This window comes from Magnetococcales bacterium (assembly GCA_015232395.1).
Classification (GTDB): domain Bacteria; phylum Pseudomonadota; class Magnetococcia; order Magnetococcales; family JADFZT01; genus JADFZT01.
Window position 1 is genome coordinate 1 of sequence record JADFZT010000089.1, and the last position, 15567, is coordinate 15567.

Below are 15567 nucleotides of genomic sequence, written 5' to 3' on the forward strand. Positions count from 1 at the left end.
CTTCCGAAGCCCTGCAATTGCTGTTTGAAGGTCAGCGGCCCTCCTTCATGCAGTCTAACGAAGCTGAATAGTTACAATCAAAACAGCCCATCGCTTTGTTTTTGATTTTACAATTACGGGTGAAGGGGGATTATCCCCCTTCCGGGTGTGGGCAGCGCCCACGGTTTGTCTTTTGACTTAAAAAACAAAAGGGGGCGAAAAAAAATCCGCCCCCCCAGGGTTGTTACATCACAGCTGGCCCCAACTATCGAGCCACTTCCGTCGCCCGCATCTCCCGGATCACCGTCACTTTGATTTGCCCGGGATAGGTGAGTTCATCCTCCACCCGGTGGGCGATATCCTTGGCGATCAGCAGCGCCCCTTCATCGTTGACCCGGTCATACCCCACGATCACCCGCAGTTCGCGTCCTGCCTGAATGGCGTAGGATTTTTCCACACCTTTGAAATCGTTGGCGATATTTTCCAGATCTTCCAGTCGCTTGATATAATTTTGCACGTTTTCCCGACGTGCTCCAGGTCGGGCGGCAGAGAGGGCATCGGCGGCATTTGTCAGGGGGCCATAGACCGAGGCGGGTTCGATATCGAAGTGGTGGGACCAGATGGCATTCACCACCGTGTCGTGTTCCTTGTATTTCCGAGCCAGCTGCCCACCGATCACCGCATGGGAGCCCTGGGTTTCGTGGTCCACCGCCTTACCGATATCGTGGAGTAGTCCGCAGCGTTTGGCGATGGTGCTGTTGAGCCCCAACTCATCGGCCATGATGCCAGCCATGAAGCCCACCTCTATCGAATGGGAGAGGACATTTTGGGTATAGGAGGTGCGAAACTTGAGGGTACCCAGCAATTTGACGATTTCGTTGTGGATGCCGTGGAGCCCCAGATCGAAAACCGCTCTCTCCCCAGCCTCCATAATCTCCTGGTTGATGGCTTTGCGGGCTTTTTTGACCACCCCTTCGATTCGGGCGGGATGGATGCGACCATCGGTGACCAGCTCTTCCAGGGTGCGCTTGGCCACTTGCCGTCGGACGGGATCAAAACCGGAAATGACCACCGCTTCCGGCGTGTCATCAATGATCAAATCACAGCCGGTGGCCGCTTCCAGAGCCCGGATATTGCGCCCCTCCCGACCGATGATCCGGCCTTTCATGTCGTCCGAGGGAATGGTGACCACCGAGACGGTATGCTCAGCGACAAACTCTCCGGAAAAGCGTTGAATAGCGGTGGCAATGACCTCCTGGGCCTCCCGGGTGGCACTCTCGCGACTCTCCTGCTCCAACTGCTTGAGCAGTCTGGCAGACTCCCGGCGGGCATCGTCGGCAATGCCTTCGATCAGCTGTGCCTTGGCTTGGCTTTCGGTCAACCCGGCAATCTCCTCCAGGCGGTGATCCGCCTCGGCTACCCGCTGACTATAAAGTTCTTTCTGGTCTTGGATGCGTTGCTCTTCCTTGTCCAGCTGGGTACGCCTGCGATCCTGATCCCGTTCTCGCTGATCGAGTTGCTCAAACTTGCGGTCCAGGAGTTCTTCCCGCTTTTCCAGTTTGCGGTTTTGTTCGTTCAGTTGTTCTTTTTGCTGGGTATATTTTTTCTGGATCTCTTCTTCAATCCGCAGCTGATCCGATTTGCGCCGCAGTTCCGCCTCCCGGGCCATGGTGTCGGCCTTATCCTGGGCCGCATCCAAAAGCAGTTTGGAGCGTTCTTCCTGTTGGCTGAGGGCGTTGTTTTGGTTGCGCCGTTGGGCAACCAGCAGGGCAATTGGTGCGGCTGCACCCAACACCATGGCTAGAATGAAGGTTAAAATATTCATGATTGAGAAAGATCTCCTGCCCGTCCTTGCCCTGGGTGAGGGGGGATGGGATTGGTGTTGTGATCGGTGCGGCGGGCTTCGTCAGGCTGAGGCAAAAGCGTGCCAAACCAAGATAAAAAGCCACCAGGCTGACCAGAGGCGTGATGGGGGAGATAGGCATATTCTCCCGTCATTCACGCCTGCAGCATCCCCCATAACGGGATCCCGTCAGCCTTCTTTTCTGCCTGTGGGTGGAAACCCTTGGGCATCGGCGGTTAAAACGCCGTTTTCCGTCACCATATGGTCCATGGGAACATCGTAAGGTTCCCAGGGGAGGGATTCCACCTCCTGAAAGGCATAGGCCAATCCAACAAGGAGTGGCCGTTTGCCCGTGTTTTTCGTGCCCCCTGGCGTCTGGTTTACGCCATTTTTCGAAAGGGCCAAAGGGGCCAGCAAACGGTCATAGTAGCCTCCGCCATAGCCCAAACGTCCGCCGCTACGGTCAAACCCCACCAGGGGCATGAAGAGCAGATCCAGCTGGCGGATTTCTCCAGCTGAAATCAGGCCGGTGCGCAGGGTTGGCTCGGGTATCCCGAAAGCAGCCTGCGTCAGGGGATCACCGGGCTGGTAAGGCACGAAGCCCAGGCTTCGGGCTTTTTTGTCAACGATGGGAAGATAGACCTTTTTGCCGTGATGGTGCAGGTCGGCAAGGAGAGAGGAGGGGTTCACCTCATTTTCTACCGCCATGTAGAGCCCGATGTGACGAGCGTGTCGGTAGATGGGAAGTGTCGTTGCGTGCCGGTTGATGGCCTCTCCAAGAGCGGCTGCTCTTTCAGCGGAGAGTGCCCGGCGACGCTGGCGCAGACCCTTGCGGGTAGCTGCTTTGACCCCTTCCATGTTTATGAAGACCCCCGCCTGTGCCGTGGGATAGCAACCTCTGAACCCAGTTTTAAGGTGGATCCCTGAATTAATCGCTTCTGGTAAGCCCGTGAGGGCCTTCGCTCCACGACCAGCGCAAGGTTCCTAGGGTTCTAAAAATTAACGGTTCAGGAGGATAGTTTCTCCTCACGAACACCGCAGGGGTCTCAAACACGATAAAAACTCTTCAGGTCGATCATCCCTCAAGCAGTCGGTCACTGGCCTCTATCAAGGCCTGGACTTTTTGGTCGGCGGCTTCAGCCTGCCGGTGGTGCGACTGCTTGAGTTGCTGGAGATCGTCCGCCATTTTCAGTGCGGTCATGATCGCCAGCCGGTCCGTGTTACGGTTGGTGGAATGTTGCGCCATGGTTTTCATGGTGCCATCCACCAGGGTGGCCAGATCCTGAATATATTCCTGGCCATGTGTTGCCTTCACTTTGAAGGTGTGGCCATAAATGCGAATCTCCACGGTATCGGTCATGGTGCCGTCCCGGGAGCGTTGATGCTTCAGCCCGATTGACCGATTTCATCGAAGCGGGCAAGCAGTGCTTCGATGCGGGATACAGTTTGGGCTTTTTCCTCTTCCAATGCTACCACATTGTGCCTGGTTTGGGTTAATGCTTCACTGCTTGTGGTCAATTCTTCGGTGCGTTTTTCAAGCTGCCGGGTTGTTTCGTTGAGCTGTCCGGCCCGCTCTTCCAGTTGTTCGGTCAACTCCTGCACGGCTTTTTGCAGGGCTGCTTTGTCCGAACGCAGGGTTTTGATGGTATCGGCCAGGGAGGTCCAACGATTTTCCAGGGTAGCGAGCAGGTCGCCCTGGGGGGCCTCCGGTGCAACAGGTGTTGCGGTTGTGACCGGTTTTTCAGTTTCCTGATCGGTGGTTGCCGCCGTTTCCGGTTGGTCTGCTCCCCCATGGGTCGGTTCGGATGCTGCCATCATCGGATCTGGTTCCACGGTTTTTGACTCGGCTGGTGGTTCCGTGGCTATCGATTTCACAGGCGGCTCCACGGGGTGTACCTTGGTGACCGCTGCTGCCGGCCTCTCCGGGGAGTCGGATGGGTTGCCGGATGGGTCGTCGGCTTCCTCGGATATGAAGGCAGTTGGACTGGCAGGAGGCATGGCGGTTGAGGCGGTCGTCATGGGTGTGTCGACAGCCTCAATTTCTGTAGTGGCCACAGCGGGTTGTCCCGGGGCTGTGGGAGGTTGGAAGTCCATTCCAGACCTTTCGGTGTTTGCCGCCCAATCGACTGCGACCGATCTACTTCCCTGATCCGACCTGTAAGTACATTTCAATCATACCTGATCCGACTTTTTAAGTACAATTTAATCCTATTCGCTAGAGGATTGATGTGTCAAGGCAACTGCCGGGGGGTGGCAAGGATCTCAACCGACGGTAACATCCTGAAAAAAAGGAGGTAGGGTCGGGAGGGGGACGGTGGTGAAAGGGGGGTGTTCCCCATTTTGCCGGGAATCCCGGTGGTGGACCAGGCGGTGACTTCTGATGAGGTTATTCCCCATCCCGCCGGAATTCCCCTTCGACGGTGTTGCCTCCCTGTTTGTGGCTTCCTCTGCCACCCCCTGGGGGCGGGGCTTCTGTCAGGGTGGGCTCCTGGCTTTCCATGTTAAATTCTCTCTCATGGAATTCTTGTTTGTGGAATCCGTCCTGATTTTCTCCAGGGAACCCATCAAAGCCTTCCTTGGCAAAGCCCTGGAAACCGCCTGCAGAAAAACCGGCCCCGTTGCCGCCAGCAGAGTGGATGTTGAGATTGTTGGTCAGATTTTTAACCAAAAAATAGCGCAAGGGGATGCGGGTCAGGGGCAGGGCCAGGGCAAATCCCAGGGCATCGGTAAAAAAACCGGGGGTCAGCAGGAGTGCACCGGCTACCAGGAGCATCGCTCCCTCCACCATTTCGCCACCGGGCATCTCGCCCCGGGCCAAGCGTTCTTGAAGGCTGGTGAGGGTGCGCAGCCCTTCCCGACGCACCAGGGAGACCCCGATGACGGCGGTGGCGATAATCAACAGCAGGGTGAAGCCGATTCCGATCTGCCCTCCGACCCGAATCAAAAGCCATATTTCCAGGATGGGAATGGCGATGAACAGAAAAATCAGCAAACGGCCCATCTCTCTACTCCTGCGGTCGTTGACATGGATGGTGTGAAAATTCGATTTTTGACTTTAGCAGAAAACTTCACCAAAAACCCACAGTTGCGTTGTTGGCTCCAAAATGGCGTGTGTGGAAATCTCGAAGGGGCGTTGATTGGGGTGGGAGATTATGTTACATATCCACGCTTTCAGTGAAAGGTTGCCCCTAACAACACTCGAAGGATGGGAAACGTGCACGAAAGCACACTGGCAAAACGTTATGCATCCGCACTCGCCGATCTGGCCGCCGAAGAGGGCTCGCTGGATAGAGTGGGAACGGAACTCGACGGGTTTCAGGAACTCCTGCGCGCCTTGCCTGCCCTGGAGCGGCTCTTGACGAGTCCTACCGCCACCAGGGAAGATCAGGAAAGCGCCCTGGCAGCGATCCTTGAAAAAGGGGCTCCCAGCGCACTGACGAGTAAATTTTTGCGGCTTCTCGTCCACAAGGGGCGCATGGTCCTGATCGAATCCATCATCACCTCCTTCAATCGGGAACTGGAGGTGCGCAGCGGTCGGATGACAGTTCATGTCAAAACACCAATGCCACTGACACAGACCCATGCGAAGGGTCTCCAGACCACTCTTTCCAAGATGACCGGAAAGAGCGTTCAGCTGGAGATCGAAGAGGCTCCGGATCTCTTGGGAGGCATGGTGATCAGAATGGGCAGCCAAATGATGGATTTTTCCGTCCGCGGCCGCTTGGAACGTCTACAAGCTCAAATGAGAGGGTAAGGTCTGATGCAAATCAGCGTCGCCGAAATCAGCGAAATCATCAAACAACAGATCGCCGGATTCGACCAGGAGGCCGAAGTCTCGGAAGTGGGGCAGGTGATCGCCGTCGGTGACGGTATCGCCCGTGTCCATGGACTCGACAAGGTGATGGCCGGTGAGTTGGTCACCTTCGAGGACAACACTCAAGGGATGGCCCTCAACCTGGAAGAGGACAATGTCGGTATCGTGATCTTCGGACCCGATATCAACATCAAGGAAGGTGGCGTCGTCAAGCGGACGGGTCGGATCGTTGAGGTTCCCGTCGGCAAGCCCCTCCTGGGTCGGGTGGTGGATGGTCTGGGTAACCCCATCGACGGCAAGGGGGAGATCAAAACCGATGATCGCCGCCTGGTCGAGGTGGTTGCCCCGGGTATCCTGCCGCGCAAATCGGTTCATGAGCCCCTCTACACCGGACTCAAGGCCCTTGACGCCTTGGTGCCCATTGGTCGAGGCCAGCGGGAGCTGATCATCGGCGACCGCCAGACAGGTAAAACCGCTGTGGCGGTGGATACCATCATCAACCAAAAGCGCACCCACGAAACCGACAAGCCGGTTTTCTGCGTTTATGTCGCCATCGGCCAAAAACGCTCCACGGTGGCCCAGGTGGTGAAGATGCTGGAAGATCACGGTGCCATGGAATACACCACCGTGGTGGCGGCCACCGCGTCGGATCCGGCCCCCTTGCAGTTTCTTGCCCCCTACTCCGGCTGCTCCATGGGGGAATATTACCGCGATAACGGCATGCACGCGGTCATCATCTACGACGATCTTTCCAAGCAGGCGGTCTCCTATCGGCAGATGTCCCTGATTCTGCGGCGTCCTCCGGGACGTGAGGCCTATCCCGGCGACATCTTCTATCTCCATTCACGTCTGCTGGAGCGGGCTGCGAAGATGAGCGACGACGAGGGTGGTGGTTCGTTGACGGCGCTGCCCATCATCGAAACCCAGGGCGGTGACGTATCAGCCTACATTCCCACCAACGTGATCTCCATCACCGACGGGCAGATCTTCCTGGAGTCGGAGCTTTTCTACTCCGGTATGCGCCCGGCCATCTCAGTGGGTCTTTCGGTCTCCCGGGTGGGTGGTTCAGCCCAGGTGAAAGCCACCAAGCAGGTGGCAGGTTCCCTGCGTCTTGATCTGGCCCAGTTCCGGGAAATGCAGGCCTTTGCCCAGTTTGGCTCTGACCTGGATGCCGCTACGCAAAAACTCATCCACCGGGGTGAGCGTTTGATGGAGCTGCTCAAGCAGGATCAATATCAGCCCATGTCCATGGAAGAGCAGGTGGTGAGCCTCTTCGCGGGTACCCGGGGCCTTCTGGACGACGTCTCCGTGGAGGGGGTCAACCAGATGGAAAGAGATCTTCAGGATCACGTCCGCACCAGTCATCCCGGCATTCTTGAAACCATCCGTAACGATCAAAAATTGACCGAGGCGACGGAAAAAGCTCTCAAAGAGATCATCGTGGCGTTCGTGAAACAGCGTACTGCCCAGGCCAGCTAACGGGGGCTATCAACCATGCCCAATCTGAAAAGCCTCCGGAACCGAATCCGTTCCGTCGGCAATACCAAGCAGATCACCAAGGCCATGAAAATGGTCTCGGCGGCCAAGCTGCGCAGAGCCCAGGAACGGGCTTTTGCGACCCGGCCTTACAGTCGGCACATGGGTGAGATGATGCAATCCGTGGCTGGCAGTGTCTCGAAGGATGGGGCTCCGGCCCTGCTCGCCGGGCGTCCCGACGGCAATGAAAATCGGGTGCAGCTGGTGGTCTTTACCGCTGATCGCGGCCTTTGTGGTGGTTTTAACAGCTCCATCGTTCGGGCTGCCCGCAAGCGCATCGAAGAGCTTAAAAGCGAAGGCAAGGAGGTCTCCCTGGTCTGTATCGGCAGCAAGGGGGTGGATGTGCTCAAGCGTCAGTATGGCGATCTCATCCAGAATACCCATATTGGCATCAGTCGGGATCTGAACTTTAAAAAAGCCCAGACCGAGGTGGCCAACCCCCTCATCAAGGCCTACGAAGAAGAAACTTTCGACAGCTGTGAGATACTCTTCAATACCTTCAAATCCGCCATGACCCAAGAGGTTACTCTGCGGCGCATCATTCCCGTGGAGGTTCCCGAGGGGGATGGGGAGGAGGGGGGAGGACACCTCTTCGAGCCTTCGGACGAGGAGGTTTTGGAGGCGCTGTTGCCACAAAATGTGGCCGTACAGGTGTTTCAGGCTCTGATGGAATCAGAAGCGAGCGAGCAGGGAGCCCGAATGACCGCCATGGATAGTGCCGTACGCAACGCCGATGAAATGATCCGCAAGCTGACAACCACCTTCAACCGCACCCGGCAGGCGGCAATCACTACCGAGCTGATGGAGATTATCAGTGGTGCCGAGTCCTTGAAGGGATAGTCTGTCATCCACGAGATGGTTTCACAGTGGCTTTGGCCCCTGAACCTGAATAAACAAGCCTAAGAGTATGGAGTTTTTCCGATGAGTGAACAGGTGGGACGGGTGATTCAAGTAGTCGGCCCTGTGGTCGATGTCCGGTTCGATGGTGAACTTCCCAACATCCTCAATGCCTTGCATGTTGATCGGGGTGAGGAAGGCCGCATGGTTTTGGAAGTGGCCCTGCATCTCGGTGAAAAGACGGTGCGTACCATCGCCATGCAGTCCACGGACGGCTTGGTGCGTGGCCAGGAGGCTGTCGATACCGGCAACCCCATCATGGTTCCGGTGGGCAATCCCACTCTGGGGCGGATTCTCAACGTGGTGGGCGATCCTCAGGATGGCCTGGGAGAGGTGAAAACCGAACACTACCTCCCCATCCATCGGAATGCGCCGCCCTTTGACGAGCAGTCCACCGAAGCGGAAATTTTGGAGACCGGCATCAAGGTGGTGGATCTTCTGGCTCCTTACTCCAAGGGGGGTAAAATCGGCCTCTTTGGTGGAGCCGGTGTGGGCAAGACGGTGATCATCATGGAGCTGATCAACAACGTCGCCCAAGGCCACGGTGGATTTTCGGTTTTCGCCGGTGTGGGGGAGCGGACCCGCGAAGGGAACGACCTCTACCACGAAATGCGCGAATCAAAGGTGATCGATCCCCACGACTTTTCCAAGTCCAAGGCCGCGCTGATCTACGGTCAGATGAACGAGCCCCCTGGAGCCCGCGCCCGTGTGGCGTTGACCGGTCTTACTGTCGCTGAATATTTCCGGGACATCGCCGGTCAGGACGTGTTGCTCTTCATCGACAACATCTTCCGCTTCACCCAGGCGGGTTCCGAGGTGTCGGCCCTGTTGGGACGGATTCCTTCAGCGGTGGGCTATCAGCCGACCCTGGCTACGGATATGGGTAACCTTCAGGAGCGCATCACCTCCACCAAGAAGGGCTCCATCACCTCGGTGCAGGCCATCTACGTGCCAGCGGATGACTTGACCGACCCGGCCCCGGCTACCGCGTTTTCGCATCTGGATGCCACCACGGTGCTCTCCCGGCAGATCGCTGAGATGGGCATCTACCCGGCGGTGGATCCCCTGGACTCCACCTCCCGTATTCTCGATCCTCGGGTGTTGGGTGACGAGCACTATAACATCGCTCGTGAGGTGCAGCAGATTCTGCAAACCTACAAATCCCTCCAGGATATCATCGCCATCCTGGGTATGGACGAGCTTTCCGAAGAGGACAAGCTGGTCGTGGCCCGGGCCCGGCGGATTCAGCGGTTCCTCTCCCAATCCTTCCACGTGGCCGAAGCCTTTACCGGTCAGAAGGGTGTGCTGGTTTCCCTGGCTGATACCATCCGTGGCTTTAAAGAGATCGCTGAAGGCAAGCATGACGATCTGCCTGAGGCGGCTTTCTACATGGTGGGCACCATTGAGGATGCCATCGCCAAGGCCAAGCGTCTGGCTAACGAATAACGGGAGCGCACATGGCCGTATCCTTACAGCTTGAACTGGTCACCCCGGAGAGACAGCTGATCTCCCGGGAGGTGACCAGCGTCGTCGTTCCCGGTCAGGATGGGGATTTCGGGGTTCTCCCCGGACACGCCCCCTTTCTCTCCCTGGTGCGGGCCGGTGTGGTCACCATCGACGAAGATGAACACTTTGCGGTCACCGGCGGCTATGCCGAGGCGGTGCCGGAGCGGGTGACGCTTCTGGTGGATCTGGCCGAGCCTGGTGAAGGGATCGACCGGGGGGAGGCGGAGGAAAATCATCGCCAAGCGCAAGAGGCGTTTGCTGCCCTCAGCCCGGACGACCCGGACTATGAAAACCGGAAGGCCGACCTGGGGTTTGCCAAGGCCCGCCTGGACGCCAGTCCCAAACCGTAATATTGACTCGATTGCCCCTGATTTCCCTGGCTAACCCTGAACAAAGGGCCAACCAGGGGAATCAGGGCTGAATAATAGAGGGGGGAGGGGTTTGAGTGTGGCCAAGCAGCCTGCCGCCATCGTCATTCTCGCTGCGGGTCAGGGCACCCGGATGCGTTCGGCTCTCCCCAAGGTTCTTCACGAACTGGCTGGCCTACCTCTTCTCGCCCATGTCCTGGAGGCTTCCCGGCAGCTGAAGCCTGAGCGCCTGGTGGTGGTGATTGGTCACGGTGCGGATCAGGTGCGTGACTCTCTGGACGCGGCGGACATCACCTGGGTGTTGCAGGATGAGCAGCTGGGCACCGGACATGCAGTAAGCTGTGCCATGCCTGCCCTGGCGGGACTCGAAGGGGAGCTGATCGTCCTCAACGGCGACCATCCCCTGATCGAACCAGCCACTCTGAATAAACTCCACAACGAACATATCGAAAGTGGGCAGGCGGTGACCCTGCTCTCCACGACGATTGATCCCCCCACCGGCTATGGACGGGTGGTGCGGGACTCTTCCGGCACACTCCTGGGCATTGTCGAACAAAAAGACGCTGACCCGAAAACCCTCGCCATCACGGAAGTCAACTCCGGTACCTACTGTTTCAAGTTGACCGCCATGCCCGCTTGGCTCAAGCGACTCTCCAACAACAATGCCCAGGGGGAATATTATCTCCCCGATGTGGTGGCCCTGGCCAAGGCGGATGGATTGCCGGTAGGGGCTTGTCACCATGACGACCATCACTCCCTTTCCGGGATCAACAGCCGTCGGCAGTTGGCCCAACTGGAAGCGGCCTTTCGGAATCGGCTGGTGGATGGCTTGATGGATCGGGGGGTTACCTTCATCGATCCGGGCTCCTGCTGGCTGGCGGCGGATGTGCAGATTGGCCGGGACACCATCATCTCCCCCAATGTCCATCTGGGGCCGGGGGTGGTGATTGGGGAGGGGTGTCGGGTGGGGCCTTTTTGTCAGATTCAAAAAAGCCACATGGGGGATGGCTGTGAAATTTTGGCTTTTTGCCACCTGGATGGCGCGCAACTGGCCGGTCCCAACGTGATTGGCCCTTATGCCCGCCTGCGGCCAGGAACAGTCCTGGCAGCGGGGGCCAAGGTGGGTAATTTTTGTGAAGTCAAAAAATCCAACATCGGACCTGGCTCCAAGATCAACCATCTCACCTATGTGGGGGATACCGAGATGGGGGGTGGGGTGAATGTGGGCGCGGGCACCATCACCTGCAACTATGACGGCGTCAACAAGCATCGCACGGTGATTGGTGAGGGGGTCTTTATCGGCTCCGATACCCAGCTGGTCGCACCGGTCACGGTGGGGGAGGGGGCGGTGATTGGGGCGGGTACCACGGTGACCCGAGAGGTGGCTGCGGGGAGTTTGGCGACATCCCGAGCCCCCCAAAAGGAAATTGCCGGTTGGCGTGAAAAGCGGCCAAAACCCAAGAAAAAATAGCGCTTCCATCCTTCTGACAGCCAGGGTTCTCCTCCTGCAATGGTCCGACGCTCTTCCTTCCGGGGAGCGACTTTCCCATCTTTCATCTGAAAAGCAATTGACCCCCCGGGTCATCGCCTACTATTTTTCCCTGGTTCCTTAAATATATATGGCTGCTTGTCGGTGGGGCACAGATGGCGAACAGGCCTTATTCCGGCATCTTGAATAGCGGCTCATTCTGACGAAATTTTCCGCGTGGGGTAAAGACATGTGCGGCATTATCGGTGTCATCGGCGAACGCAACGCAACACCCATCCTGTTGGAGGGCTTGAAGCGCCTGGAATATCGGGGCTATGACTCGGCGGGGATTGCCGTGGTGCAGCGGGAGCAGCTCCAGACCGCCCGCTCCATGGGCAAATTGGTCAACTTGGAGGAGCGGCTGAAGTCAGACCCCAAGACCGGATTGATCGGTATCGGTCACACCCGCTGGGCGACCCACGGTGCCCCCACCGAGGAAAACGCCCATCCCCACTGCTCGGAAAATGTAGCCGTCGTGCACAACGGCATCATCGAAAACCATCAGGAGTTGCGGGCCGAGCTGGCAGCCCAGGGGGTGGTGTTTACCTCCCAAACCGACACCGAGGTGATTCCCCATCTGATTGAACGAGAGATGGCCAAGGGTTTGGAGGTGGTGGCGGCGGTGCGTGGGGCGGTCAATCAGCTGGAGGGGGCCTTTGCCTTGGGGATTGTGATCCGGGGGGAGGAGGAGATGCTGGTGGCGGTGCGTCGGGGCAGCCCTTTGATCGTGGGCTTGGGGGAGGGGGAGAGCTTTATCGCCTCGGATGCGACCCCGTTGGTTCCTTATACCCGGCGTATGGTTTATCTCCACGACGATGATGTGGCGGTGCTGGGGCGGGATCAGGTGCGTCTGATGGATCTGGAGGGGAATGTCATCACCCGCCCGGTGCGGGCCTCCCAGGTGTCGGCGGATCTTACGGAAAAGTGGCCCTATCGTCATTTCATGCAGAAGGAGATCTACGAGCAGCCGACCGCTATTGGTGAGACCCTCAAGGGTTTGATCCACTCTGCCAATCGCACGGTGGCTCTGGAGGAGCTTTCTGCCAAGATGGGGTTTGCCTCGGTGCGGGCGGTCAACATTATCGCCTGCGGCACCTCATGGCATGCGGGGATGGTGGCCCGCTATTGGATCGAGCGGTTGGCCAAGGTGCCCACCAGTGTCGATATCGCCTCGGAATATCGCTACCGGGAGCCACCGGCTCTGCCCGGGAGTATCACCGTGGTGATCTCCCAGAGCGGTGAGACGGCGGACACCCTGGCGGCCATGCGTTTTGCCCGGGCTCAGGGGCAGAAGGTGCTGGGGATTGTCAACGTGCCGGAATCCACCATTGCCCGGGAGGCGGATGCGGTGCTCTACACCCAGGCGGGGCCGGAAATCGGCGTGGCTTCCACCAAGGCCTTTACTACCCAGCTGATCGCATTGGCCAGTTTGGCGCTGGCCATTGGCAAAGCCCAAGGGGTTTTGGCGCCGGAGCGGGAGGAGGAGCTGGTGGGGCAGATGCTGCACATCCCATCCCGGGTGGAGCAGGTGTTGAAGCACGACGAATCGATCCTGGAAATTGCCAAAAAGATGATGCATGCCCGGGGCTTTCTCTATCTGGGCCGGGGCTCCTGCTTTCCCATCGCCTTGGAGGGGGCCTTGAAGCTCAAGGAGATCTCCTACATCCATGCCGAAGGGTATGCGGCGGGTGAGATGAAGCATGGCCCCATCGCTTTGATCGACGAAGATCTCCCCGTGGTGGTGGTGGCTCCCAGGGATCGGCTGTTTGAAAAGGTGTTGAGCAATCTGGAGGAGGCGAGGGCCAGAGGGGGGCGCTTGGTGGTGATTACCACGGCTCCCCGGGAGTCGGATACCCCGTGTACGGCGGATGATGTGATTCACATGGTGGATTGCGGCAACTTTATGGCCCCGATTCTCTACGTCATTCCCTTGCAGATTTTGGCTTATCATATCGCTGTACTCAAAGGCACCGATGTGGACCAGCCCCGCAACCTGGCCAAGAGCGTCACGGTCGAATAGGTGCTGGTCCTTTTGGGAAGAGGGGATCTGTTGTGGTCGGATAGGCCGGATGGTTATAGACCAGTCCATAGGAGGGTGGCATGTATACCGTCGGCGTTGATGAAGCCAAGATCCATTTTTATGGATTGTTGAAGCGGGTTGCACAGGGAGAATGGATTACCATCACCCAAAATGGACAGCCTGTGGCTGTGCTTCAGGCTCCTGATTTGGTCCCTGGGAAAAATGTCGCTGAAGTGATCCAGGCCTTGAAAGATTTCCCGGTCAGTCCCCCGGTCGAACAGGAGGTTGTTCGGGAAATGATTGAGGCAGGCCGGGATTGAGGTGGTGGGCCTCCCATTGTTGAACCTAAATCCGGCAGTTGGGCGTGTGTGGCTGGTGCAGAATATTGGTTCGCATAGTGAATTGGGAGAAATCGCTGTCACCTGATTGACAAGACTTTCTCCCGATTTGCTTGGTGGATCAAGAGGCTGGGGCATGTACGTACGCCCAACTGCCGGATTTAGGTTGAAACCCCCCAGCGTCAATTGGGGGAAATCCTTGCTTTGGCTTATGAGCAGGGGCTCTCCACCTATGACGCTTCCTACCTGGATCTGGCGTTACGGGAAGGCATTCCCATCGCCACCTTTGATCACTCCCTGCAAAAAGCCGCCTCCCGCCTGAGTCTCTCTCTGTTTGCGCTCTGACCACTGTTTGCCCGCCAAAACCAGTTGATCGTGAGCCTGTTTCTTTTTTCAAAATCGGCGTTGCGTGGCTCCCATGAATTGTTTGAATAAGAGACACAACAAAAACCATTCCCATTTACTATTCGTTACTTTAACCTGGGCCGCTCTCTTTTTTGATGGCAATCCTTCGATTGTGACGAATGAGGAAAATTGATTGCCAAATATCAAAATTTTGGAGAGGATGTCTGGCCATTATTTATCGGACCTGATGGCGCCAGCCATAGGTCGCACCGGAGAGCTTGGGGTGTTGTTGATTACCCTGGTCAGGTCACTGTTTTCAGTTATCCACGGTTTCACTCAATCAGGAGGTAGGCATGCTTGGACGCAGTGTATGGTTTGGTGTGATGGCGGTTTTTTTGGGGGGGATGGCGACGGGATGTTCGCAAAAATCTCCGGCATCCAGTGGTTTGCACTATATCGATGGCTCGGTGGGGCAGGTGCAGGCTTCCCTGGCCCGGGGGGGGCGTCTTTATGACAAGTGGTACAAGGAGATCGAAGCGCCAGCGCCCAAGGTTTCCCATTCCGCCTATCCCACCACCGCCAAATATGCTGAAAAGCCCCGGGCCAACTGGCGCTGCAAGGAGTGCCACGGCTGGGACTATCGGGGCAAGGAGGGGGCTTATGCTTCAGGCAAGCATTTTTCCGGTATCAAGGGGATATCAGAGTTGGCGGGTGAGTCCCCGGAGCGGATCATCGGGATTTTGAAGGATGGCACCCACCAGTTGGATGGCAAGATGAGCGATGTTGATTTCCGGGATCTGGCCAACTTTGTCAGCGCGGGCCAGGTGGATATGGATCTCTATATCGACCGGGAGAGCAAAAAAGCCCACGGGGATGTGGAGCGGGGGGAAGCCTACTATCAGACGGTTTGCGCCAACTGCCACGGAGCGGACGGCACCAAGATCGAAAAGATGCCGGCCATGGGTAAGGTGGCCAACGGCAATCCCTGGGAAACCCTGCATAAAATCCTCAACGGTCAGCCTCTGGAAGAGATGCCGGCTTTAAGAGCCATGGGTCGGGAAATGCCTCTGGCCAGTGGGATGCGGGTGCCTGCGGACATTCTCGCCTACACCCAAACGCTACCCAGCAAAAAACCGGGAAAATAAAAAGAATCCGATCAGCTGACGGGGAGAGGTGGCCACTTTTCTGGCTGCTGGGACCGGTTGGTTGATCTACAGCGCGAAACATCGAACCGGGAGCGGTCTGTTTGATTGCGGGTGATGAACCCCCTCAGTCAGACAGGTGGCTTCCGGTTTTTTTATGGCTTGGGGGTTTCAATGGTGAGGTATAGCAGGGCTACCTAAGAATTGGACACTCTTCTCTGACGCGTCATCCCCGCGAAGGCGGGGATCCA

The 15567-nt window shown here is 57.5% G+C and carries 16 protein-coding genes and 1 other RNA gene; 11 read left to right on the top strand and 6 right to left on the bottom strand.

What is annotated here, in order from left to right:
• Positions 1 to 244: 244 nt before the first annotated feature.
• The 5 genes from rny to HQL52_17540 all read right to left on the bottom strand — a co-directional run bounded on the left by rny (position 245) and on the right by HQL52_17540 (position 3640).
• Positions 245 to 1804, bottom strand: coding sequence for a ribonuclease Y (gene rny, locus HQL52_17520; protein ID MBF0371251.1), 1560 nt, complete (start codon positions 1802 to 1804; stop codon positions 245 to 247).
• 207 nt (positions 1805 to 2011) lie between these two features.
• Positions 2012 to 2680 carry a 5-formyltetrahydrofolate cyclo-ligase gene (locus tag HQL52_17525; protein MBF0371252.1) on the bottom strand — a complete coding sequence of 223 codons (669 nt, stop codon included), beginning with the start codon at positions 2678 to 2680 and terminating at the stop codon, positions 2012 to 2014.
• Positions 2681 to 2687: 7 nt separating this feature from the next.
• Positions 2688 to 2869, bottom strand: a non-coding RNA gene (ssrS, locus tag HQL52_17530) — 6S RNA.
• 28 nt (positions 2870 to 2897) lie between these two features.
• Positions 2898 to 3182: a cell division protein ZapA gene (locus HQL52_17535; protein ID MBF0371253.1), complete on the bottom strand. Its 285-nt coding sequence runs from the start codon at positions 3180 to 3182 to the stop codon at positions 2898 to 2900.
• A 26-nt stretch (positions 3183 to 3208) separates the two neighbouring features.
• Positions 3209 to 3640: a hypothetical protein gene (locus HQL52_17540; protein MBF0371254.1), complete on the bottom strand. Its 432-nt coding sequence runs from the start codon at positions 3638 to 3640 to the stop codon at positions 3209 to 3211.
• Positions 3641 to 3680: 40 nt separating this feature from the next.
• On the opposite strand from HQL52_17540, the gene HQL52_17545 reads away from it, so the two are divergent.
• Positions 3681 to 3971, top strand: coding sequence for a hypothetical protein (locus HQL52_17545; protein MBF0371255.1), 291 nt, complete (start codon positions 3681 to 3683; stop codon positions 3969 to 3971).
• A gap of 237 nt (positions 3972 to 4208) precedes the next feature.
• Here the strand turns inward: HQL52_17545 and HQL52_17550 are convergent, their stop codons facing one another.
• Entirely contained in the window at positions 4209 to 4823 is a 615-nt protein-coding gene (locus tag HQL52_17550) for an FxsA family protein (protein ID MBF0371256.1), read from the bottom strand.
• A gap of 213 nt (positions 4824 to 5036) precedes the next feature.
• Here HQL52_17550 and atpH point away from each other — a divergent pair, with 213 nt between their 5' ends.
• The 10 genes from atpH (at position 5037) to HQL52_17600 (ending at position 15319) form a co-directional block, all read left to right on the top strand.
• Positions 5037 to 5576 (top strand): ATP synthase F1 subunit delta, encoded by a 540-nt coding sequence (gene atpH / locus HQL52_17555; GenBank protein MBF0371257.1) that lies wholly within the window; start codon positions 5037 to 5039, stop codon positions 5574 to 5576.
• Between the two features lie 6 nt (positions 5577 to 5582).
• Positions 5583 to 7115, top strand: a complete 1533-nt coding sequence (locus tag HQL52_17560; protein ID MBF0371258.1) for a F0F1 ATP synthase subunit alpha — start codon at positions 5583 to 5585, stop codon at positions 7113 to 7115.
• A gap of 15 nt (positions 7116 to 7130) precedes the next feature.
• Positions 7131 to 8012, top strand: coding sequence for a F0F1 ATP synthase subunit gamma (locus tag HQL52_17565; GenBank protein MBF0371259.1), 882 nt, complete (start codon positions 7131 to 7133; stop codon positions 8010 to 8012).
• Between the two features lie 81 nt (positions 8013 to 8093).
• Positions 8094 to 9515 carry a F0F1 ATP synthase subunit beta gene (gene atpD / locus HQL52_17570; protein MBF0371260.1) on the top strand — a complete coding sequence of 474 codons (1422 nt, stop codon included), beginning with the start codon at positions 8094 to 8096 and terminating at the stop codon, positions 9513 to 9515.
• Positions 9516 to 9526: 11 nt separating this feature from the next.
• A complete protein-coding gene (gene atpC, locus HQL52_17575; GenBank protein MBF0371261.1) occupies positions 9527 to 9925 on the top strand; it encodes an ATP synthase F1 subunit epsilon in 399 nt (132 codons plus the stop codon).
• A gap of 151 nt (positions 9926 to 10076) precedes the next feature.
• Complete coding sequence (gene glmU, locus HQL52_17580) at positions 10077 to 11414, top strand: bifunctional UDP-N-acetylglucosamine diphosphorylase/glucosamine-1-phosphate N-acetyltransferase GlmU (protein ID MBF0371262.1); 1338 nt, start codon at positions 10077 to 10079, stop codon at positions 11412 to 11414.
• Positions 11415 to 11661: 247 nt separating this feature from the next.
• Positions 11662 to 13491 carry a glutamine--fructose-6-phosphate transaminase (isomerizing) gene (gene glmS / locus HQL52_17585; protein ID MBF0371263.1) on the top strand — a complete coding sequence of 610 codons (1830 nt, stop codon included), beginning with the start codon at positions 11662 to 11664 and terminating at the stop codon, positions 13489 to 13491.
• Between the two features lie 80 nt (positions 13492 to 13571).
• Positions 13572 to 13811: a type II toxin-antitoxin system prevent-host-death family antitoxin gene (locus tag HQL52_17590; GenBank protein ID MBF0371264.1), complete on the top strand. Its 240-nt coding sequence runs from the start codon at positions 13572 to 13574 to the stop codon at positions 13809 to 13811.
• Between the two features lie 222 nt (positions 13812 to 14033).
• The gene (locus HQL52_17595; protein ID MBF0371265.1) at positions 14034 to 14174 is read left to right on the top strand and encodes a type II toxin-antitoxin system VapC family toxin; all 141 of its coding nucleotides are present in this window, start codon (positions 14034 to 14036) and stop codon (positions 14172 to 14174) included.
• Positions 14175 to 14527: 353 nt separating this feature from the next.
• Positions 14528 to 15319, top strand: coding sequence for a c-type cytochrome (locus HQL52_17600; GenBank protein MBF0371266.1), 792 nt, complete (start codon positions 14528 to 14530; stop codon positions 15317 to 15319).
• The last annotated feature ends 248 nt before the right edge of the window (positions 15320 to 15567 follow it).

Coding starts and splice junctions, on each gene's coding strand:
- rny (MBF0371251.1), bottom strand. CDS start 1,804: ATGAATATTTTAACCTTCATTCTAGCCATGGTGTTGGGTGCAGCCGCA.
- HQL52_17525 (MBF0371252.1), bottom strand. CDS start 2,680: ATGGAAGGGGTCAAAGCAGCTACCCGCAAGGGTCTGCGCCAGCGTCGC.
- HQL52_17535 (MBF0371253.1), bottom strand. CDS start 3,182: ATGACCGATACCGTGGAGATTCGCATTTATGGCCACACCTTCAAAGTG.
- HQL52_17540 (MBF0371254.1), bottom strand. CDS start 3,640: ATGATGGCAGCATCCGAACCGACCCATGGGGGAGCAGACCAACCGGAA.
- HQL52_17550 (MBF0371256.1), bottom strand. CDS start 4,823: ATGGGCCGTTTGCTGATTTTTCTGTTCATCGCCATTCCCATCCTGGAA.
- HQL52_17560 (MBF0371258.1), top strand. CDS start 5,583: ATGCAAATCAGCGTCGCCGAAATCAGCGAAATCATCAAACAACAGATC.
- HQL52_17565 (MBF0371259.1), top strand. CDS start 7,131: ATGCCCAATCTGAAAAGCCTCCGGAACCGAATCCGTTCCGTCGGCAAT.
- atpD (MBF0371260.1), top strand. CDS start 8,094: ATGAGTGAACAGGTGGGACGGGTGATTCAAGTAGTCGGCCCTGTGGTC.
- atpC (MBF0371261.1), top strand. CDS start 9,527: ATGGCCGTATCCTTACAGCTTGAACTGGTCACCCCGGAGAGACAGCTG.
- glmU (MBF0371262.1), top strand. CDS start 10,077: ATGCGTTCGGCTCTCCCCAAGGTTCTTCACGAACTGGCTGGCCTACCT.
- glmS (MBF0371263.1), top strand. CDS start 11,662: ATGTGCGGCATTATCGGTGTCATCGGCGAACGCAACGCAACACCCATC.
- HQL52_17590 (MBF0371264.1), top strand. CDS start 13,572: ATGTATACCGTCGGCGTTGATGAAGCCAAGATCCATTTTTATGGATTG.
- HQL52_17600 (MBF0371266.1), top strand. CDS start 14,528: ATGCTTGGACGCAGTGTATGGTTTGGTGTGATGGCGGTTTTTTTGGGG.